At 65.9% G+C, this 18,593-nt stretch carries 21 protein-coding genes and 1 tRNA gene; 13 read left to right on the top strand and 9 right to left on the bottom strand.

The window, feature by feature from the left end:
• Positions 1-55 precede the first annotated feature (55 nt).
• Entirely contained in the window at positions 56-451 is a 396-nt protein-coding gene (locus H0O22_RS05155) for an SgcJ/EcaC family oxidoreductase (RefSeq protein WP_255439489.1), read from the top strand.
• Here H0O22_RS05155 and H0O22_RS05160 read toward each other — a convergent pair.
• The 3 genes from H0O22_RS05160 to H0O22_RS05170 form a co-directional block, all read right to left on the bottom strand.
• Entirely contained in the window at positions 448-894 is a 447-nt protein-coding gene (locus H0O22_RS05160; RefSeq protein ID WP_255439490.1) for a helix-turn-helix domain-containing protein, read from the bottom strand. The two genes, H0O22_RS05155 and H0O22_RS05160, sit on opposite strands and share 4 nt — an antisense overlap.
• Positions 895-996: 102 nt before the next feature.
• Complete coding sequence (locus H0O22_RS05165; protein ID WP_185187907.1) at positions 997-1,167, bottom strand: hypothetical protein; 171 nt, start codon at positions 1,165-1,167, stop codon at positions 997-999.
• Between the two features lie 73 nt (positions 1,168-1,240).
• On the bottom strand, positions 1,241-1,519 hold the full coding sequence (locus tag H0O22_RS05170; protein ID WP_185187908.1) for a DUF427 domain-containing protein: 279 nt from the start codon (positions 1,517-1,519) through the stop codon (positions 1,241-1,243).
• A 24-nt stretch (positions 1,520-1,543) separates the two neighbouring features.
• Here H0O22_RS05170 and H0O22_RS05175 point away from each other — a divergent pair, with 24 nt between their 5' ends.
• Complete coding sequence (locus H0O22_RS05175; RefSeq protein WP_185187909.1) at positions 1,544-3,145, top strand: NCS2 family permease; 1,602 nt, start codon at positions 1,544-1,546, stop codon at positions 3,143-3,145.
• Here the strand turns inward: H0O22_RS05175 and H0O22_RS05180 are convergent.
• Positions 3,126-3,692 carry a DUF2808 domain-containing protein gene (locus tag H0O22_RS05180; RefSeq protein WP_185187910.1) on the bottom strand — a complete coding sequence of 189 codons (567 nt, stop codon included), beginning with the start codon at positions 3,690-3,692 and terminating at the stop codon, positions 3,126-3,128. The genes H0O22_RS05175 and H0O22_RS05180 overlap by 20 nt on opposite strands.
• A 55-nt stretch (positions 3,693-3,747) precedes the next feature.
• Between H0O22_RS05180 and H0O22_RS05185 the strand changes: the two genes are divergently transcribed.
• Positions 3,748-3,948, top strand: a complete 201-nt coding sequence (locus tag H0O22_RS05185) for a hypothetical protein (RefSeq protein ID WP_185188474.1) — start codon at positions 3,748-3,750, stop codon at positions 3,946-3,948.
• Here the strand turns inward: H0O22_RS05185 and H0O22_RS05190 are convergent.
• Entirely contained in the window at positions 3,945-5,201 is a 1,257-nt protein-coding gene (locus H0O22_RS05190) for a glutathione S-transferase family protein (RefSeq protein WP_255439491.1), read from the bottom strand. The genes H0O22_RS05185 and H0O22_RS05190 overlap by 4 nt on opposite strands.
• Positions 5,202-5,294: 93 nt before the next feature.
• On the opposite strand from H0O22_RS05190, the gene gorA reads away from it, so the two are divergent.
• Both gorA and H0O22_RS05200 read left to right on the top strand, forming a co-directional pair.
• The gene (gene gorA, locus H0O22_RS05195) at positions 5,295-6,656 is read left to right on the top strand and encodes a glutathione-disulfide reductase (RefSeq protein WP_185187911.1); all 1,362 of its coding nucleotides are present in this window, start codon (positions 5,295-5,297) and stop codon (positions 6,654-6,656) included.
• 4 nt (positions 6,657-6,660) lie between these two features.
• Positions 6,661-7,368 carry an SDR family NAD(P)-dependent oxidoreductase gene (locus H0O22_RS05200; RefSeq protein ID WP_185187912.1) on the top strand — a complete coding sequence of 236 codons (708 nt, stop codon included), beginning with the start codon at positions 6,661-6,663 and terminating at the stop codon, positions 7,366-7,368.
• Here H0O22_RS05200 and H0O22_RS05205 read toward each other — a convergent pair.
• Together H0O22_RS05205 and H0O22_RS05210 are read right to left on the bottom strand one after the other, a co-directional pair.
• On the bottom strand, positions 7,365-8,696 hold the full coding sequence (locus tag H0O22_RS05205) for a sodium:alanine symporter family protein (RefSeq protein WP_185187913.1): 1,332 nt from the start codon (positions 8,694-8,696) through the stop codon (positions 7,365-7,367). The genes H0O22_RS05200 and H0O22_RS05205 overlap by 4 nt on opposite strands.
• Positions 8,697-8,745: 49 nt before the next feature.
• The gene (locus H0O22_RS05210; protein ID WP_185187914.1) at positions 8,746-9,423 is read right to left on the bottom strand and encodes a DUF3386 domain-containing protein; all 678 of its coding nucleotides are present in this window, start codon (positions 9,421-9,423) and stop codon (positions 8,746-8,748) included.
• Positions 9,424-9,565: 142 nt separating this feature from the next.
• Between H0O22_RS05210 and H0O22_RS05215 the strand changes: the two genes are divergently transcribed.
• The gene (locus H0O22_RS05215) at positions 9,566-9,844 is read left to right on the top strand and encodes a type II toxin-antitoxin system RelE/ParE family toxin (protein ID WP_185187915.1); all 279 of its coding nucleotides are present in this window, start codon (positions 9,566-9,568) and stop codon (positions 9,842-9,844) included.
• Entirely contained in the window at positions 9,844-10,146 is a 303-nt protein-coding gene (locus tag H0O22_RS05220; RefSeq protein WP_185187916.1) for a HigA family addiction module antitoxin, read from the top strand. Before H0O22_RS05215 ends, H0O22_RS05220 begins: the two co-directional genes overlap by 1 nt.
• Positions 10,147-10,150: 4 nt before the next feature.
• Here the strand turns inward: H0O22_RS05220 and carB are convergent, their stop codons facing one another.
• Positions 10,151-13,444, bottom strand: coding sequence for a carbamoyl-phosphate synthase large subunit (carB, locus tag H0O22_RS05225; RefSeq protein WP_185187917.1), 3,294 nt, complete (start codon positions 13,442-13,444; stop codon positions 10,151-10,153).
• Positions 13,445-13,571: 127 nt separating this feature from the next.
• Here carB and H0O22_RS05230 point away from each other — a divergent pair, with 127 nt between their 5' ends.
• The 4 genes from H0O22_RS05230 to H0O22_RS05245 are packed head-to-tail and all read left to right on the top strand — an operon-like array spanning position 13,572 to position 16,114.
• On the top strand, positions 13,572-14,207 hold the full coding sequence (locus tag H0O22_RS05230) for a DUF3318 domain-containing protein (protein WP_185187918.1): 636 nt from the start codon (positions 13,572-13,574) through the stop codon (positions 14,205-14,207).
• The gene (gene rsfS, locus H0O22_RS05235; protein WP_185187919.1) at positions 14,200-14,613 is read left to right on the top strand and encodes a ribosome silencing factor; all 414 of its coding nucleotides are present in this window, start codon (positions 14,200-14,202) and stop codon (positions 14,611-14,613) included. The genes H0O22_RS05230 and rsfS overlap by 8 nt, the downstream gene beginning before the upstream one ends.
• A 12-nt stretch (positions 14,614-14,625) precedes the next feature.
• Positions 14,626-15,138: a CGLD27 family protein gene (locus H0O22_RS05240; protein ID WP_185187920.1), complete on the top strand. Its 513-nt coding sequence runs from the start codon at positions 14,626-14,628 to the stop codon at positions 15,136-15,138.
• Position 15,139: 1 nt separating this feature from the next.
• Positions 15,140-16,114 (top strand): asparaginase, encoded by a 975-nt coding sequence (locus H0O22_RS05245; RefSeq protein ID WP_185187921.1) that lies wholly within the window; start codon positions 15,140-15,142, stop codon positions 16,112-16,114.
• Here the strand turns inward: H0O22_RS05245 and H0O22_RS05250 are convergent.
• Entirely contained in the window at positions 16,111-16,776 is a 666-nt protein-coding gene (locus H0O22_RS05250) for a transaldolase family protein (RefSeq protein ID WP_255439493.1), read from the bottom strand. The two genes, H0O22_RS05245 and H0O22_RS05250, sit on opposite strands and share 4 nt — an antisense overlap.
• Before the next feature lie 55 nt (positions 16,777-16,831).
• Here H0O22_RS05250 and H0O22_RS05255 point away from each other — a divergent pair.
• Together H0O22_RS05255 and H0O22_RS05260 are read left to right on the top strand one after the other, a co-directional pair.
• Positions 16,832-16,908: transfer RNA gene (locus H0O22_RS05255), tRNA-Met, on the top strand.
• Positions 16,909-16,967: 59 nt separating this feature from the next.
• Complete coding sequence (locus H0O22_RS05260; protein WP_255439494.1) at positions 16,968-18,587, top strand: GMC oxidoreductase; 1,620 nt, start codon at positions 16,968-16,970, stop codon at positions 18,585-18,587.
• The last annotated feature ends 6 nt before the right edge of the window (positions 18,588-18,593 follow it).

Consider the following 18,593-nt stretch of genomic DNA (forward strand, 5'->3'; position numbering starts at 1 on the left):
CTTAAACCGGTTTTTTCAGCTGCTGCTGTCGCTCTTCGCCGTTTTCTGTGTCGGTGTGAACAGTGCGCTGGCTGCGACCTGCCACTCCCTCTCGGACACCCAGGTCGCAGCCCTGTTCGACCGCTGGAACGAGGCCTTGGCCACAGGGGATCCAGCCCAGGTCAGCGCCCTCTACCAAGCCGATGCCCTGCTCCTGCCCACCCTCTCGGATCAGGCCCGCACCACGACAGCCGGGATCGAGGACTACTTCAAGGGCTTTTTGAGCAAACACCCCACCGGTCGCATTGATGAGCGGGTGATCCAGAGCGACTGCAACGTCGCCATCGATGCAGGCAACTACAGCTTTGAACTCGATGGCCAGGGCTGGGTGCAGGCCCGCTACACCTTTGTCTATGCCTACCGGGATGGGGAGTGGCGCATTGAGCACCACCACTCCTCGCTGCTGCCCTAGGCCGCCAGCTGGAGCATGTAGCGCAGCTCCCCCTTGGGCAGCTCCGTCAACACCGACGGCACGGCGGGAGACGCCGTTTTCACCCGGGAGCCCTCCTGGTGCTCACGGATGGTCAGGCCGTAGATCTCGAGGAAAAAATCGCGATCGGCGACCGAGCCGGTCAAACCGGATTGGCGATAGAGCTCCCGCAGGGGGGTCCAGGGACGGTCCATGACGAGTCCGTGGAGCTGATGCAAGCGGAAACGTCTCAGGGCCTTGAGCGGTGGTTCACCGCAATGGCTATGGAAGAGGTTCTGCAGGGTGCGCACACTGACATGCACATGGGCCGCGAGGTCCGGCATGCGCAGATCACTCGCGTAGTTCTCCGCGACATAAGCCGCCAAGGCCTGCATCACCGCAGCGTCCGCTGGATCGATGGCTCGGTTTGGAGCAGAACGATCCAAGGGGAGAGGCGCGCTGATGGCTGCGGAAACTTAGAGCCCACGCCAAGGCCAAAAAGCCTTATGTCACGGAATCCAGCGCACCATGCAAAACCTGCATAACGCTCAGCACGAACGGCCCGCTGCGGTAGGCCTTGATGGTGCAAGCAAACAGTGGGGCGCACTGCGCCAGCGGCGCTGACGGCGGCGCTGCAACCAGGTGAGCGCCAGCCGCAGGGCGATGAAGCCGTAGAGGGCCAGCAAGACCAAGCTCGCGGCGTCTTTCGAACTCGGCATCGCCAGGCTCAGCGCGCAACCGCTTCATCCAAGCGACGCCCCAAAGGGCGTCAATCGGCATTTGTGCCGAGTCTCAGCTGACCTTGACCCCCTTCCAAAAGGCCACCCGTTCCGTGATTTCAGCCGCAGCGGGCTTGGGGGTCTCGTAGCTCCAGGCGCAGTTGGCATTGACCTCACCGTTGACCACCACATCCCAGTAGCGACAGGTGCCTTTCCAACCGCAGCTGCTGGTGTGGCTGCTGTCGCGGAAGAACTCCTGCTTGAGGGCCGCGCGGGGGAAATAGGGATTGCCCTCCACCACAACGATGTCGTCGCTCTCGGCGATGACAGTTCCATTCCAGCTGGCTTGCATGCTTGAGATGATGCAACTGCCGCCATGATCGTGCCTGACTCGAGCAAGCCGGGACCGCGCTGGTGGGTCAGCGGCGACCTGGATGGCTTTCTGGGCTTGAGCCTGGACAACCTGATCCAGATCCTCTTGATCCTTGGGCTCTGCCGGGGGGTTCTGGGCTACCCCGATGCCCTGGTCTTTGGCACGATCCTGCCCGCCACGGGCATCAGCCTGCTGATCGGCAATGGCGCCTACGCCCTGCAGGCCTATCGGCTGGCGCAGCGGGAGGGGCGCGATGACCGCACGGCCCTGCCCTATGGCATCAACACGGTCAGCCTCTTCGCCTACATCTTTTTGGTGATGCTGCCGGTGAAACTCACCGCCTTGAGCCAGGGCCTCGATGAGGCCTCCGCCGTGGAGCTCTCCTGGCAGGCGGGTCTGGTGGCCTGCCTGGGCTCGGGCCTGATCGAAGCCTGCGGAGCCTTCTGCGCCGATTGGCTCCGGCGCTGGCTGCCGCGGGCGGCCCTGCTCTCCACCCTGGCCGGCATCGCGCTGGGCTACATCGCCTTGGGCTTCCTGCTGCGCACCTACGCCCAACCCCTGGTGGGGCTGGCGGTCTTGGGGGTGATCCTGGCCACCTACTACGGCAAGGTCCGCTTCCCGATCCCCGGCGGGCTGCTCGCGGTGCTGGTGGGCAGTGTCCTGGCCTGGAGCAGTGGCTTGATCGACGCTGATCCCCAGCGCTGGGCCCAGGAGGCGACCCAGATCGGCTGGCGCTGGCCCCACCTGGAGCTCGGCAGCCTCTGGGCGGCGCGCGGACAACTGCTGCCCTGGCTAGGGGTGATCGTGCCGATGGGCCTCTTCAACGTGCTGGGTTCCCTGCAGAACATCGAGAGCGCCGAGGCCGCCGGGGACCGCTACCCCGAGCGCAGCTCCCTCTTGATCAATGGCCTGGGCACCGTGGTCGCGGCGGGGATGGGGTCCTGCTTTCCGACCACGATCTACATCGGACATCCCGGCTGGAAAGGGATGGGGGCCCGCATCGGCTACTCCTGGTTGAACGGCCTCTTGATGGGGGCGGCCTGCCTGCTGGGGCTCTTTGGCGTCGTGGGCCAGATCGTGCCGATCGAAGCCGGAATGGCGATCGTCCTCTACATCGGTCTGGTGATCACCGCCCAGGCCTTTGAAGCCACCCCCCGCGCCCATGCCGCCGCGGTCGCCCTTGGGCTGATGCCCGGTCTGGCCGGGTGGGGGGCGCTGCTGATTAAGGCGGGGCTGCGGGCCGGCGGAGCCGGCGGTCCAGGCACCCCCTTCGGCCCAGCGCTGCTGGAGGGACTGCAGCAGTCCGATGTCTGGGCCGCCGGCGCCTTTGCCTTGGAGCAGGGGCAGATCATCACGGCGATGCTCCTGGCCGCGATGGTCGTCTACGCGATCGAACAACGCTTTAAAGCCGCCTGCCTGACGGCCCTGGTGGCCGCCGCCTGCTCCTGGTTCGGCGTGATCCATGCCTGGCAGTTCAGCGCCAGCGACACGAGCCTGCAGTTGGGCTGGGGCACAGGGGCGGCCTGGGCCCAGGGCTATCTGGCGATGGCCGTGGTCTTCGCCGCCGCCAGCTGGCGGAGCGGGATCACCAAAAACGGCTCATGATTTCAAGCCGGGCGACCCCCAAGGGAGCCGGCACCGGATTCGGCCCCGCCGGCAGGGCCTGCACGGCAAAGACATAGGTATCGGCCCAGGTGGGATTGAGGGGGGGCAGGAGCGCCAGGGTCACCACCTGCCCCGGCTGGGGAGGCTCGGGGAAGACCGCCCGCAGGGTCCGGGTCGCCTGATCAAAGGTTGCCTCCACGGGTACGGCGGCCCCTTCCCGGCGGGGGCGGCCGATGAAGGCCCGGGCCCGCTTGGGCGCCAGCGAGAAGCTGCGATCCACGCCGCGGATCTGCGTGATCACCAGCCCCCCCAAACCAGCTCCCGCGTTCTCAGCGAGGGTGACCGTGAAGTAGTACTCCCCCTGGGCCTGGTTGACGTACCAGTAGTAGTTGGTGAAATCCACCTTCCAGGGCGGATTCGTGAAGTAGGTCTGCCCCCGGAGCTCAAGGGCCGACACGGCCTCAGGCCGGAGGCCATCCGCCACCCCGGAGAGAAGCAAACCCAGCGCCGTACAAGCGGCAGCCGATGACGCTCTCCAAGCGGCCATAGCAGCGTTGATGTGGATGGTTGAACGCTAGCCAGCGTTTCTAAGAGCAGTTGATATGTTCAAAGGACTGCAGCGCACCTCGATGAACCGGGCTGAACTCGATGCCATCGAACTGATGCTGCGTGATCTGAACACCCGCCACGAAGAGATTCGTCACCGGGCGGCCTTCCGCGGCTGCACCCGCGAGCTGGTGGTGCTCCAACAGGAACTCGTGCAGTACCTGACGGACAAGAAAGCCCAAATCAGCGGCCGTTAGGCCTCGGCGAGAAAGGGAACCGGGTTCTGGTCGCGGCGGTGCTGCACCGGCAGGGGCGCGGGCTGCTCCGGACTATCCAGGGCGGCCGTGGCCTCCAGGGCAGTGCGCAGGAGGCGAGCGGCATGCAGTGACATATCCCGCGGCACCGAGATGCGATCGCGCAGGTACCGCAGTCCCACCGCCGTACCCGCCGGAGGTGTGATCACTCCGTTGTTGGGCTTGAGCAGCAGGGTCAAGGCCGAGCGCAGGGCTTGATCCAGGGCGGGCCCCGCCGCAGGATTCACCGCCATCAGCCGCTCACGGTGACGCAACACCCGCGCGACCGCCTCGAGCTGGGCGCCCTCGGGCTGCTCCTGGCGTGTTTCGATCACCGCCGGATCGGCCAAGGGCCAAGGCCCCTGATCGATCAGCTGGGCAACGCGCCGTTGCTCGGCGCCACCGCTGGCCAAACAACAACCCATCTGCGGCGGCAGGTCATGGGCGTGGGTGTGGAAATCGCTTTGGGTCCCCAGGTAGGTGCGGCGCTGCTCGAGGGCCGTGAACCAACGGTCGATGGCGGGGTGCTGCTGACGAATTCCGTAACCCTTGTAGTAGGCGAGGGAGGCGTTCATCCGCTCGAGGTAGGGGATGAAGATCACATCGGCGCTGCTGAAGCGCTCCAGGAAGAACGGACCGGGTGTGGCCTCGAGGGCCTCCTCCACCAAGCCTGCGATTCGTGCGAAGTGCTGCTCCGCGGGGGCGCTGTGGGGGCCCTCGCCATCGCAGTAGCAAAGCCACTGACACCAGGCTCGAAAGAGACGACGCTCGAGCTGCCGCAGGGGGAAGACATCGGGATCACTCAGCCCGGCCTCGAGGGGCCCGAAAGCATTTTCAAGGGCCTGCAGGATCACATCGCTCTCGGTGTGCACCCGGCCATCGAGCTCCAGGGCGGGGAGCATCCCGGAGGGCACAACCTGCTTGTACCAGCGCTCCTTCTCGCCGTAACAGAACATCGTGACCTTGCGGATCCGGTAGGGGATCCGCTTCTCCTCGAGCCAAAGCCAGACCTTCTGGCAGTAGGGGCACCAGGCGTGGTGATCGCGGTAGAGGGTGACGCGCACCTCGGACTCCGGCCGGCCAAACAACCGCAGGCGCGCCTGGGCATTGGTGGGCCCCTCCTGGCGCAGCTGCAGCAGTTGCTCGTCGCTCTGCAGGGGCAGGAGTTCAGCGAGGTCGTCCCAGCTCAGTGCTTGCGGGCCCGGGGAGCTGAACATCAACGGGAGGGCGGGACGGGTCTCTGTTTTAGGGAATCCAGGCGGCAGCTCGGGCCCCTCTAGGCAACACTTGGGGCAGGCAAGGGCGATGGCATGAGCGAGCACTTCGATCTGATCGTGATCGGGGCCGGATCTGGCGGACTGGCCGCCGCCAAGCGCGCCGCGTCCTATGGAGCCCGGGTGGCCATCGTCGAAGGGGACCGGGTGGGCGGCACCTGCGTGATCCGCGGTTGCGTCCCCAAAAAACTGATGGTCTATGGCTCGGCTGTCCGCCATCAATTGAGCGATGCCGCGAGCTACGGCTGGAGCATCGGCGTGATCAGCCACGACAGCAGCGTCCTGCTCAGCAAGGTGCGCGCGGAGGTGGATCGCCTCAACCAACTGCACATCGGCTTCCTCGAGAAGGCGGGGGTGGAGTTGGTACGGGGCTGGGGGCGCTTGGCCGATGACCGCACGGTCAGCGTGCAGGACAGCACTGGCAGCGAAACGCGGCGGCTGACGGCCGAGCGGATCTTGATCGCGGTCGGAGGCCGGCCCCATCGCCCCGAGATTCCAGGGGCCGAGCTGGGCTGGGTCAGTGATGACCTGTTCGAACTGCCGCAGTTCCCCAAGGAGGTCGTCGTCGTCGGCGCCGGCTTCATCGCCTGTGAGTTCGCCTGCATCCTCAATGGCTTGGGCGTGAAGGTCACCCAACTGGTGCGCGGCGATCACCTGCTGCGGGGCTTCGATCGGGAATGCGGCCTGGCGGTGCAGGAGGCGATGGAGGCCGAAGGCATCACGGTCCGCCTGGCCCACAGCCCGGCCGCCATCGAAGGCGAACCGGGGGCACTGACGGTGGTCACCCAGAGCGGCGAGCGCATCGCCTGCAACGGCGTACTGCTGGCCACAGGCCGCCGCCCCTTCCTGGCGGGGCTCAACCTCGAAGCCGCCGGCGTCGCGGTGGAAGGCCATCGCATTCCGGTCGATGCGGATCAGCGCACCAACGTGCCCCACATCTACGCCGTGGGAGACGTCACGGACCGGATCAACCTGACCCCGGTTGCCATTGATGAGGGACGGGCCCTCGCGGACACGATCTGGGGCAACAAACCCCGCCAGGTGGACCATGACCTGGTGGCCGCTGCCGTCTTCTCCCAGCCGGAGCTCTCCAGCGTGGGCCTCAGCGAAGAGGCCGCGATGGCGCGCTTTGGTCCAGACGGCGTCAAGGTGCACCGGGCGCGCTTCCGGCCGATGAGCCAAGCCTTACCGGCCCGTGATCCGAAGGTGCTGCTGAAGCTCGTGCTCGAGGCCGCCAGCGGCAAGGTGGTGGGCTGCCACATGGTCGGCGAGCACGCCGCCGAGATCATTCAGATGGCAGCGATCGCGATCGGCATGGGGGCCACCAAGGCCGATTTCGACCGCACGATGGCGCTGCATCCGACGATCTCGGAAGAGTTCGTCACCCTGCCCAACTAAGGCGATGCGCACACTCCTGATCAGCGGCGCCAGCCGCGGCATCGGCCGGGCCATGGCGGAGCGGCTCTTACGCGATGGCCATCGCTTGAGCCTGGGCCTGCGCAACCCAGACGACCTCAAGGGGAGTCCCCTCGACCCGGAGCGGGCCGGGGCCGATCGCGTCCTGCTGCATCCCTATGACGCGGCGGTACCCAGCGATGCCGACGCCTGGGTGCAGGCGACGCTGGAGCACTTCGGGCGATTCGACAGCGTGATCCACTGCGCGGGGATCTTCTCGCGGGTGCCCGTTGTCTTTGAGAACGGCCAAGAGGAGGAGATCCAGTGCCTCTTCGACATCAATGTGATGGGGCCCTGGTGGCTGACCCGTGCCGCCTGGCCGCAGCTGGCCGCCCATGGCTCCGGCCGCATCGTCGTGCTGGTGTCGATGAGTGGCAAACGCACCAAGGGGCGCCTGGCGGCCTACAGCACCAGCAAGTTCGCCTTGATGGGGCTCTGCCAGACGATGCGCAATGAGGGTTGGGAGAGCGGCATCCGCGTGACGGCGATCTGCCCGAGTTGGGTCAACACCGACATGGCTGCCGCCGTGAAAGCGTTGCCGCCCGAGCAGATGACCCAAAGCGAAGACCTCGCCGCCCTCACCAGCCAGCTGCTCGAGCAACCCAACAGTTGCGTGCCCTTTGAGCTGGCGGTGAACTGCAATCTCGAGGCCTAGCGCTCGAACTGGTACTCACGGGTCAGCTTGAAGACCGTGCCACTGAGCAGCAGGAGCGCAATCAGGTTGGGGATGGCCATCAGTCCATTGAGGATGTCAGCCACGGTCCAGATCAGATCAAAACTGGCCACTGAGCCCAAGACGACAACGGCAACCCAGACCAAGCGAAACGGCTTAATCCCCTTCACGCCAACGAGAAACTCCAGGCAGCGCTCGCTGTAGTAACCCCAACCCAGGATCGTGGTCGCGGTGAAGAAGACCGTGCCGAAGGTCACCAACCAAGCACCACCGGGCAGCCCCCAATCAAAGGCTGCCATCGTGAGGGCGACGCCCTGAGGTGCAGTCGCACCTTCCATTGGCAGCCAGGCGCCACTGATCACGATCACCAGCGCAGTCATCGTGCAAACGATGATCGTGTCGATAAAGGTGCCCAGCATGGCGACAGAGCCCTGCAGCACCGGATCACCAGGCTTGGCGGCCGCTTGGGCGATAGGGGCCGTACCCAAACCAGCCTCGTTGGAGAAGACACCTCGGGCAATCCCCTTCTGAATCATGACGCCGATCGCACCACCAGCGAGGGCTTGAGCCGTGAAGGCGTCCTGGACGATCAAGGACAGAGCAGCAGGTATTTCGCCCAGGTGAGCCAACAGGATCGTGAGCGCACCACCCACGTAGACGATGGCCATGAACGGCACTACCGCGGAGGCGACACGGCCGATCCGTTCGATACCACCGATGATCACCGCAAAGGTGATGGCGGCAAACACCACCCCGGTTACGAGCGGGGTTATCCCAAGACTCACGTTCAACGCCTTGGCCAGCTCATGGGCCTGAACACCATTGCCAATCCCAAAGCCCGCCAGGGTGCCAAACACCGCAAACAGAACCGCCAGCCAACCCCATCCCTTTCCGAGGCCGTTACGGATGACGTACATCGGTCCGCCGACATGCTCGCCAAGCTCATCCACCTCGCGGTGGTGAACAGCCAAGAGGGACTCGGCGTACTTGGTGGCCATGCCCACCAGAGCAATCAGCCACATCCAGAACACGGCTCCTGGACCACCCACCCCAATGGCCCCAGCCACACCGGCGACGTTTCCCGTGCCGATCGTCGCTGCGAGGGCGGTCATCAACGACTCGAACGCCGTCACATCACCTTCGCCATTGGAGTGACGAATGGAGGCCCAGGTCTGCCGGACGGCATAACCGATGCGGCGGAGGGGCATCAAGCGAAGCCCCACCATCAAGTAGAGCCCCGTTAGTCCGATCAACCAGAGGGTGTAGGGCCCCCACACCACTGAATTGATCTGATTGAGCAGATCCTGCATCCGATCCCGTCAGTACAAGCTGGCGGGATCGTGTCACATCTGGCGGGGTTCAGCTATTGGCGTTGAGGGCTTCGAAACGGAAGACCTGACGACCGGCAGGGGTGTCCCCAAAGGCCTCGGTTTCCACCACCCGCTCGCTCAGCACCCAGGGGCCTTCACCGGCCAGGGGCACGAAGGTGTCGGTGAAGGTGCTCTTGCCGCCGCGGGCAGCGCCGCTGGCTGGATCGGCGTATTGGCTGGTGTAGGTGTGGCTCAGGTAACCGCTACCAGTGTCGGTGGTGCTCTCGGTGAAGATCGTCACCACGGTGCCGTGGATGTGGCGGTGCACCATCGTCACCACGTCGTCCTTGATCCGGTAGCGGTCGCCGGCGTTCTTGCCGCCCACAATCACCTCGGTGCCCACTGCATCGGTCTCGCCGGCGGTGAAGGTGTTCTCGCCGTGGGTCTGCTCGAAGCTGCGGCGGACCCGGTGGATGCAGACCTCCCAGAGCTGGGAGGCGATCGCCTTGTGGATCTCCTCGTTCTCGATGCCCTCCACCTGGGCCTTGAGGTCAGCGCCCACCTTGAAGCTGCTTTCCACACGCTGGTCGTCCTGTTCCCAGACGCAACGACCGCTGTAGCCGCCGAAGCCAGGGGCCCAGGTGTAGCGGTTTTCATAGGCCGCCCGGAAGGCAGCCGTGCAGTCGGAGCCAGAGCTAACCGGAGCAGAGCTAGAGGCGACGGTCACGGATACGCATTCAGCAAGCGATCAGCGTAGGGGGATGGAGCGATCCGTGAATTCACGGACGCCTTAGCTCCACGCAGCCCATAGCGTGGAAGCCATGGGAGCAGGAACCAATACTTCTGCGAAACAGAACTAAAATGAACGGGTGATCCGCTCGTTTCGATGCGCAGACACCGAGCGACTAGCTCACGGATGGGCGATCCCCCGCTTTCAGGCCTTCGAACGGGTGGCCCGGCGCAAGCTTCGCCAGCTGGACATTGCCTCGCGCCTGGAGGATCTGCGCATTCCCCCCGGCAATCGACTGGAGGCACTGCGCGGCGACCGAGCTGGAGAACACAGCATCCGGATCAACGACCAATTCCGCCTTTGCTTTATTTGGTCAGATTCCGGCCCTGAAGCCGTTGAGATCGTTGATTACCACTGATGACTGCCACACATCGCCTAAGCCCTATTACCCCAGGTGAACTGCTCGTTGAGGAGTTTCTGGTTCCGCTTGGGGTCAGCCAGTACCGACTGTCGAAGGCCATCAAGGTGCCGGCATCCAGGATCAGCGAAATCGTCTCCGGTCAGCGATCGATCACTGCGGATACCGACCTGCGACTCTGCCGCTTCCTGGGCCTCAGTCCTGGGTACTGGCTTCGTGCTCAAGCCGCCTACGACACAGAGATTGCTGGAGCGGAGCTCGCTGAGGAGATCGCCAAGATTCAGCCCTTGGTGAACAGCTGAGTCCCTAGCCGTGGATGTCCTGCAGGGCGCGCACCTGCATCTCCTGGGCCTGGAGGGCGGCGATCCCTTCCACCGCAGCGCGGGCACCGGCCAGGGTCGTGACGGTCGTCACGGCGTAGTCGATCGCGGCGCGGCGCAGGTACTTGTCGTCGTGGGCCGCCTGACGGCCGACGGGGGTGTTGATCACCAGCTGGATCTCGCCGGAGCGGATCGCGTCTTCGATGTTCGGGCGACCCTCGTGCACCTTCAGCACGGTCTCCACCTGGAGCCCCGCCGCCGCGAGGGCGCGGGCGGTGCCTTCGGTGGCCACCAGGCGGAAGCCCATCTGATCGAGGCGCTGGGCGACAGGCAGCAGGGCTGACTTATCGCGGTCATGGGTCGAGAGGAAGACCGTGCCGCTGGTGGGCAGGGCCTCACTCGCCCCCAGTTCCGCCTTGGCGTAGGCCAGGCCAAAGCTGGTGGCGGTGCCCATCACCTCACCGGTGCTGCGCATCTCAGGACCCAGGATCGAGTCAGCCCCGGGGAAGCGCTTGAAGGGGAGCACCGCCTCCTTCACCGCCTGCAGCGGGGGCTTGGGCTCGCTGGTCAGACCGATCTGCTCGAGGGTTTTGCCGGACATGATCCGGCTGGCGATCTTGGCCAGGGGGGCGCCGGTGGCCTTGGCCACGAAGGGCACCGTGCGGGAGGCGCGGGGGTTCGCCTCAATGATGTAGACGAGGCCGTCCTTGATCGCGAACTGCAGGTTGATCAGTCCGTTGACCTGAAGGGCCAAGGCCAGGGCTTCACTCCACTGGCGGATCGTCGCGAGGGCCTCCTGCTCCAGGCTCACCGAGGGCAGGGCACAGGCGGAGTCACCGGAGTGGACGCCGGCCGGTTCGATGTGCTCCATCAGACCGCCGATGACCACCTTGCCGGTGCCATCGCAGAGGGCATCGACATCCACCTCGGTGGCGTTCTCGAGGTACTGGTCAATCAGGACCGGATGATCCGGCTCGACGTTCACCGCTTCGTTCATGTAGCGGTTGAGCTCGTCCTCGCCGTAGACCACCTCCATGGCCCGGCCCCCCAGGACATAGCTGGGGCGCACCACCACGGGATAGCCGACGCGATCAGCCACCACCCGGGCCTCGGCCTCACTGCGGGCCAGGCCATTGCGGGGCTGACGGATGTCGAGGCGCCGCAGGATCGCTTCGAACTGCTCGCGGTCCTCCGCGGTGTCGATCGATTCCGGCGAGGTGCCCCAGATGCGGGTGCCCGTGGCCTGACCGGCGGGGGACTGCAGCCAATGCAGCAACGGAATCGCCAACTTCAGCGGGGTCTGGCCGCCGAACTGAACGATCACGCCCTCGGGCTTCTCCGCCTCGATGACGTTCAGCACATCCTCAAAGGTGAGGGGCTCGAAATAGAGGCGATCCGAGGTGTCGTAGTCGGTTGAGACCGTCTCCGGGTTGGAGTTCACCATCACCGTGGCGAACCCTTCCTCCTGCAATGCAAAGGAGGCGTGGACGCAGCAGTAGTCGAACTCGATGCCCTGGCCGATTCGGTTCGGGCCGCCGCCGAGGATCATCACCTTGCGGCGGGACTCCGGCTGAACCTCGGATTCGGGGGGCACCAGCTCCAGGCTGCCGTCGGCCCGCAGCCGCTCCATCGGCCGCTCGTAGGTCGCGTAGTGATACGGCGTACTGGAGGCAAACTCCGCCGCGCAGGTGTCCACGGTCTTGAAGACCGCGTTGACGCCCAGCCCCTGGCGATGGGCGCGCACCTCGAGCTCCTTGCTGCCGGTGGGCCAGGCGATCTGGCGATCGGAGAACCCGAGTTGCTTGAGCTCCAGCAGCGCCGCAGCATCCAACGAAGCCAGGCTCTGGCCCTTCAGCAGACGCTCCTCGGCCGTGATGATCCGGCGCAACTTGGCCAAGAACCAGGGGTCGATCGCGGAGATGCGATGGATGTCGGCATCGCTGTAGCCGTTCACCATCGCGGTGCGCACCGCAAAGATTCGATCGGGCGCCGGAGTGCGCAGCTCGCGATCGAGTTCGGAGCGCTCCGGGCTGGGGTCCGGACGGTCGCCGCCCCAACCGGCGTGGCCGGTCTCCAGGGAGCGCAGGGCTTTCTGGAAGGACTCCTCGAAGTTGCGGCCAATGGCCATGGCCTCGCCCACGGACTTCATCGCCGTGGTCAGCACCGCCGGGCTGCCCCTGAATTTCTCGAAGGCAAAGCGGGGCACCTTCGTGACCACGTAATCAATCGTGGGCTCGAAGCACGCCGGGGTCTTGCCGGTGATGTCGTTGAGGATCTCGTCGAGGGTGTAACCCACCGCGAGGCGGGCGGCGATCTTGGCGATCGGGAAACCCGTGGCCTTCGAGGCGAGCGCCGAACTCCGCGAAACGCGCGGGTTCATCTCAATGACGATCACGTCCCCGTTGGCGGGGTTGATCGCGAACTGGATGTTGCTGCCGCCGGTGTCCACACCGATCTCGCGGATGATCGCGATCGACTGGTCCCGCAGGCGCTGGTATTCGCGGTCCGTCAGGGTCTGAGCCGGCGCCACGGTGATCGAGTCACCGGTGTGCACACCCATCGGATCGAGGTTTTCGATCGAGCAGACGATCACCACGTTGTCGGCGGTGTCGCGCATCACCTCCAGCTCAAATTCCTTCCAGCCGAGCAGGGACTTCTCGATCAGGATCTGGCTGACCGGACTGGCGTCGAGGCCGCTTAGGCAGATGGCTCGGAACTCTTCAGGGTTGTAGGCAATGCCGCCGCCGCTGCCGCCCAGGGTGAACGCGGGGCGAATGATGCGGGGGTAACTGCCGATCTGGTCGCCAACGGCTTCGGCCTCCTCCAGGGTCGTGGCGATGCCGGACGGGCAAACATCCACGCCAATGCGGCCCATGGCCCGCTTGAACAGGTCCCGGTCTTCCGCCTTCTCGATCGCCTCCAGGTTGGCGCCGATCAACTCAACGCCGTACTTCTCCAGGGTGCCGTCCTTGGAGAGGGCAACCGCCAGGTTCAAGGCGGTCTGCCCGCCCATCGTGGGCAGCAGGGCGTCGGGACGCTCCTGCTCGATCACCCGGCGCACCACATCCGGGGTCAGGGGCTCGATATAAGTGCGATCCGCCATGTCCGGATCGGTCATGATCGAGGCGGGGTTGCTGTTCACCAGCACCACCTCAAATCCCTCGGCCCGCAAGGCTTTACACGCCTGGGTCCCCGAGTAATCAAATTCGCAGGCCTGTCCGATCACGATCGGACCTGACCCCAGCAGCAGGATGCGACGCAGATCCGTGCGACGGGGCATAGGAGGGGGCCGGCAGCCAAACCCATCCAGCCTCTCACGCGGTCGAAACGCCTCGCTGTTAAGCCAGACCCAGCCAACGATCCAGCCGTGGCTAGTGTTGTCGGCAACACGCCTGTTGCATCCCCCCATGAGCGAACTCCAGCGCCTGAAGGGGTTGCTGCCTCCCGAGATGCAGAGCTGGGTGTTTGTGGAAGCCGCGGCCTCAGCGGATCCGCCGTTGATCACCATCGAGGAGATCGGCCGCGATGAGGTGGAGGTCCAGCTCGACCTTCAGAAGTGGGACGCCCTGGCGATCGATCACCGCAACCTCCTCTTCTGGCACGAGGTGGGGCGGATTCAGAACGACTCTGTGCCCCGCGACGGCTGGGAGATGGCCGCGCTCGCCATCGGCCTGGGTGGCGCCATCGGTGAGCTCTGGGTCCAAGACGGCCTGCTGCTGCTCATGGCCCTGGGCTTGTCCGGTTTTGCCGGCTATCGCCTCTATCTGAAGAACAACTCCGAGAAGCGCCTGCAGGACGCCATCGCCGCCGATGAGCGGGCGATCGATCTGGCCTGCCGCTTCGGCTACACCCTGCCCAACGCTTACAAGAGCCTCGGCGGCGCCCTCAAGGAACTGGTGGAGCAGACCCGCAAGAAGAAGAAGCGGGGCTTCTATGAAGACCGGCTGGAGGCGCTGCGCAAGAGTGCAGGGAAAGCCCGGGCCGAGATGGCCCAGCAACAGGGCTCCCGTCACTCCGTGAGCAGCGAGAACGTTTATGGCTGAGGCCCAAGCCACCAAGCCCAGTCCCGACCCCAACCGACCCCGGCTCGACCTCGACGACAGCAAAGCCCTGGCCATGCTGGCCGCCGATGCCTGCGACGACCGCAAGGCGACCGACATCGTCCTGATCCGCGTCGAGGAGATCTCCTCGATTGCCGATTGGTTCGTCATTGCCAGTGGCTTCACCGATGTCCAGGTGCGCGCCATGGCCCGCTCCGTTGAGGACAAGTTGGAGGAACACACCGGCCGCCTGCCCCTCCGAAAGGAAGGACAAAACGAGGGCCGCTGGGTGCTGCTCGATTACGGCGAGGTCATCGTTCATTGCCTGACCCCCGATGAGCGCAGCTACTACGACCTGGAGTCCTTCTGGGGCCACGGTGAGAAGGAGAGCTTCGTAAGCTCGGCCTGAGCAGAACACGCCATGGCTGGCAGCGATCCATCGCAGGGGCTCAGCAGCAACACGCCCTGTCCGGTCCCCCCTGAACAGCGTCCCCTCGAGCAATACAAGGAGCTGCAGAACTCCCTGTTCTTTGCCTGGGCCCAAAAGAACATCGCCCAGCCGCTGATCCAGAGCTGGCTGATCGCGATGCCGCTCACCCTCTATCTGGCCACGGGGAGCTTTCAGTTGCGCCATGACCCCGCCGCCCTGACCGCCGCCGGTGCAGCTGGGGCCTGCGTGGTGCCGCTGCTGATGCTCACCCGTCAATGGCTGGGCTGGCGAACCGTGCTGCGGCGCCTGACCTCGACCCAGGTGGAGTACGAGGAATCCGGTTGGTACGACGGTCAAGTCTGGGAAAAACCACTGGCTTGGCGGCAACAGGACCTGCTGGTGGCCACCCATGAGGTGAAACCGGTGCTGCGCCAGATCCAGCTGGCCCTGGCCACCACAGTTGGACTGCTCCTGCTCGCCACCGGCCTCTGTCAGGCTCTCTGACATGACCTTCTCCAGCAGCTTCGGCAGCCGCCCTGGGGTGCCTCCCCTTGAGGTGCGCCTGACCCGCAATGGGATCGGTGAATCGCTGCACCGCGTCCATGCCGTGGTCTGCGACCAGCGCGGCCGGATCCTGATGCGCGCTGGAGATCCGCAACAGCTGAGCTTCATCCGCTCGGCCCTCAAACCCTTCCAAGCCCAGGTGTTCGTCAGCAGTGGTGCCGCTGACCTGGGCGAGCACGACGACCGCGCCCTGGCCATCGCCTGCGCCTCCCATGCCGGCGAGGCCGGCCAGGCCCGCGAAGCCTTCAAGATCCTCTGGAAGGCCGACCTGGAGAGCGAGCAACTGCAATGCCCGACCCCGGCGGGCCGCCAGAGTCCGCTCGAGCACAACTGCTCCGGCAAGCACGCCGCCTTCCTGGCCACTTGCCGCAAGATGCAGTGGCCCCTGGAGACCTATCTCCAGATCGAACATCCACTGCAGCAGCAGGTGCTCAAGCGCGTCGGCGAACTGCTCGGGATGCCCGCCGCCGAACTGATCACCGCCCGCGATGATTGCGGCGCGCCGACCCTGCAGCTGCAGCTGGCGCAGATGGCCCTGCTCTTTGCCCACCTCGGCGCCGGTCAACACGCGGAGCTGGAGCGCCTCTGCCGCTCGATGCTGGCCCACCCCGACCTGGTGGCGGGCGAAGGCCGTTTTGACACGGCCGTGATGCGCAGCAGCCACGGTCAGGTGCTGAGCAAGGGCGGAGCCGAAGGCATCCAATGCCTCAGCCGCGTCGGCGAAGGGCTGGGCTTGGCGATCAAGGTCGAGGACGGCGCCCGGCGGGCCAAGCAGGCCGTCGCCCTGCACCTGATGCAACAGCTCGAGTGGCTCACCCCGATGACCCTGGAGGAGCTCAGCGCTCAGTTCCTTGTGCCGAACACCGCGGTCAAGCTCGAGGTCAGCGGCGAACTGCGCTTCGACAACGGCAACTAGAGCGCATCCCGCTCGAATTGGGCCGCCGCCGCCTCGGTGGCCTCGACGCTGAAGAGGCCCTCGGCAATGGCTGGGCTGATCGTGAACGTGTTCAATCCCTCGGCCGCCAGGCGCGGCAGGTCGGAGGGGCCGCGCAGGCTTGCCACGAGCAGGCGCAGGGTGGAGCCCAGCGCATCGATGCAGCGCTGCATCTGGATCAGCTCGGCGTGGCCGTCGCGGCCGAGGTCGCTGATGCGCCCGAGATAGGGCGCGATGTAATCAACACCCAGGGCCGCCGCCAAGAGCACCTGCTGGGGCTCATAGCAGGCCGTCAAGGTGATCCGGCAACCCTCCTGCTGCAGGGTCCGGGCCGCGTCCAGGCCGTGGCGGGTGATCGGCAGCTTCACCCAGATCCGCTCCGGGGCGATCGCGGCGAGGGCGCGGCCGCAGCCCACCAGGTCGCTGCCCCAGGCCTGTAGGTGCAGCTCCTGGACGCCATGGGCCAGGGCCCGGTCAGCCAAGCCATGGAGGTGCTCCAGCCGGCAGGGCTGAGCGGCGCGCTTCAGCAGGGTCGGGTTGGTCGTCACCCCAGCAAAGAGGCCCGTCGGCAACCACGCATCCCAGGCGTTGACGTCGGCCGAATCCAGCAGCAGGTGCAGCGCCATGGGAGCAATCGGCTCCATCCATCCTGGCTCCATTGCCGGAGGGATCCGCTGTGCTGTAAGTTTCTGGGGTCGCCGCGGGGTAGAGCAGTCTGGTAGCTCGTCGGGCTCATAACCCGAAGGTCGGTGGTTCAAATCCGCCCCCCGCCACCAACTCCAAAAGCCCCGGCCTTCTCTGAAGCGCCGGGGCTTTTTTGATGGCTGAAACCCTGATGGCTGCAAGCAACCCTGACGCGATCGTCGTCGGCTCCGGGGCCACCGGAGGGGTGGCAGCCATGGCCCTCGCCCAAGCGGGGATGCGGGTTCTCGTCCTAGAGGCGGGCCCAGAGCTCAGCGCCAAGCGGGCCTTTGGCAGCGAGCCGCTCAACAGCCTGAAACGCCTCAGCAACATCAGCAGCGGCCGGCAGCGCATCGCCGCGAATCACCCCGGCTACTGGAAAGCCAACCCGGAGCTGTTCGTCGATGAGCAGCGCAACCCCTACTCCACCCCCGGCGATCGCCCCTTCCTCTGGACCCGGGGGAGACAAGTGGGGGGCAAAAGTCTCACCTGGGGAGGCATCACCCTGCGGCTCTCCGACTACGAGTTCAAGGGGGCCAGCCGGGATGGCCATGGGATGGATTGGCCGATCGGCCACAGCGACCTCGCCCCCTGGTACGCCCGGCTCGAAACCCTCCTGGCGATCAAGGGCCAGCGCGACGGCCTGCCCCAACTGCCCGACGGGGAGTTCCAGGCGCCGATGCCCCTGACGCCGGCGGAGGAGCACCTGGGCCGCTCCATCCAGCGGGACCTGGAGCTGCCCTTGATCCACTCCCGCGGCTTTGAGCTGCACCGCAGCCCCCAGACCCGCTGGCCGCGCTCCTGCTCCCAGGGCGGCGCCCTGGCGATCGCCCTGGCCACAGGACGGGTGGAGCTGCGCAGCAACAGCGTCGTCAGCCATGTCTTGATCGATCGCGCCAGCGGCCGCGCCGAAGGCGTCGAAGCCATCGATGGCGCCAGCGGCGAGCACTTCTGCGCCAAGGCCCCGCTGGTGGTGCTCTGCGCCAGCACCATCGAAAGCCTGCGCTTGCTGCTGCACTCCCAGCAGCAGAGCGGCCTGGAGGACGTCAGCGGCCAGCTCGGGCGGGGGCTGATGGATCACATCTCCCGCAGCTGCTTCTTCTCCATCCCCGATCAGCCGGCCCCGAGCCACAGCGAACTCTCGGGGGCGGGCAGTTGCTTTATCCCGAACACCCTGGAGTCCCGCTCGTTCAAACGGGGCTACGGACTCTGGTGCGGCATTCAACGCTTTGACCCTCCCCAACTGCTGATGCGCGAGCGGGGTAGCGCCGTGGGCTTCCTGATCGGCCATGGCGAGGTCCTCAACCAGGGCCACAACCAGGTCAGCCTTCACCCGGAGCGCCGGGATGCCTGGGGCCTTCCCATCGCCCACATCGATTGCCGCTGGGGGGCGAATGAGGAGGCGATGGTGGCCCACATGGGCGAGCGCATGGAGGCGGTCGTTGGCTCCGCCGGGGGCCGGATCAAGCCCCTCTCGGATCTGTTCGTGATGCCCCTGATCGAGCCCCTCGTGCAGGGGAGCCTGGCCCTCTCACCGGGGGCGGCCCCTCCGGGCTACTACATCCATGAACTCGGGGGAGCGCCGATGGCCGCGCGGGAGGACCAGGGCGTACTCAACCCCTGGAACCAGCTCTGGCGAACCCCCAACCTGCTGGTGACCGACGGCAGCTGCTGGCCGAGTGCGGGCTGGCAGAGCCCAACGCTCACAGAAATGGCCCTCACCTGGAGGGCCTGTGACCACGCTGCAGCGGCGCTGAAGCGCGGGGAACTCTGAGGCGGC

This window comes from Synechococcus sp. LTW-R, from assembly GCF_014217875.1.
Lineage (GTDB): Bacteria > Cyanobacteriota > Cyanobacteriia > PCC-6307 > Cyanobiaceae > Vulcanococcus.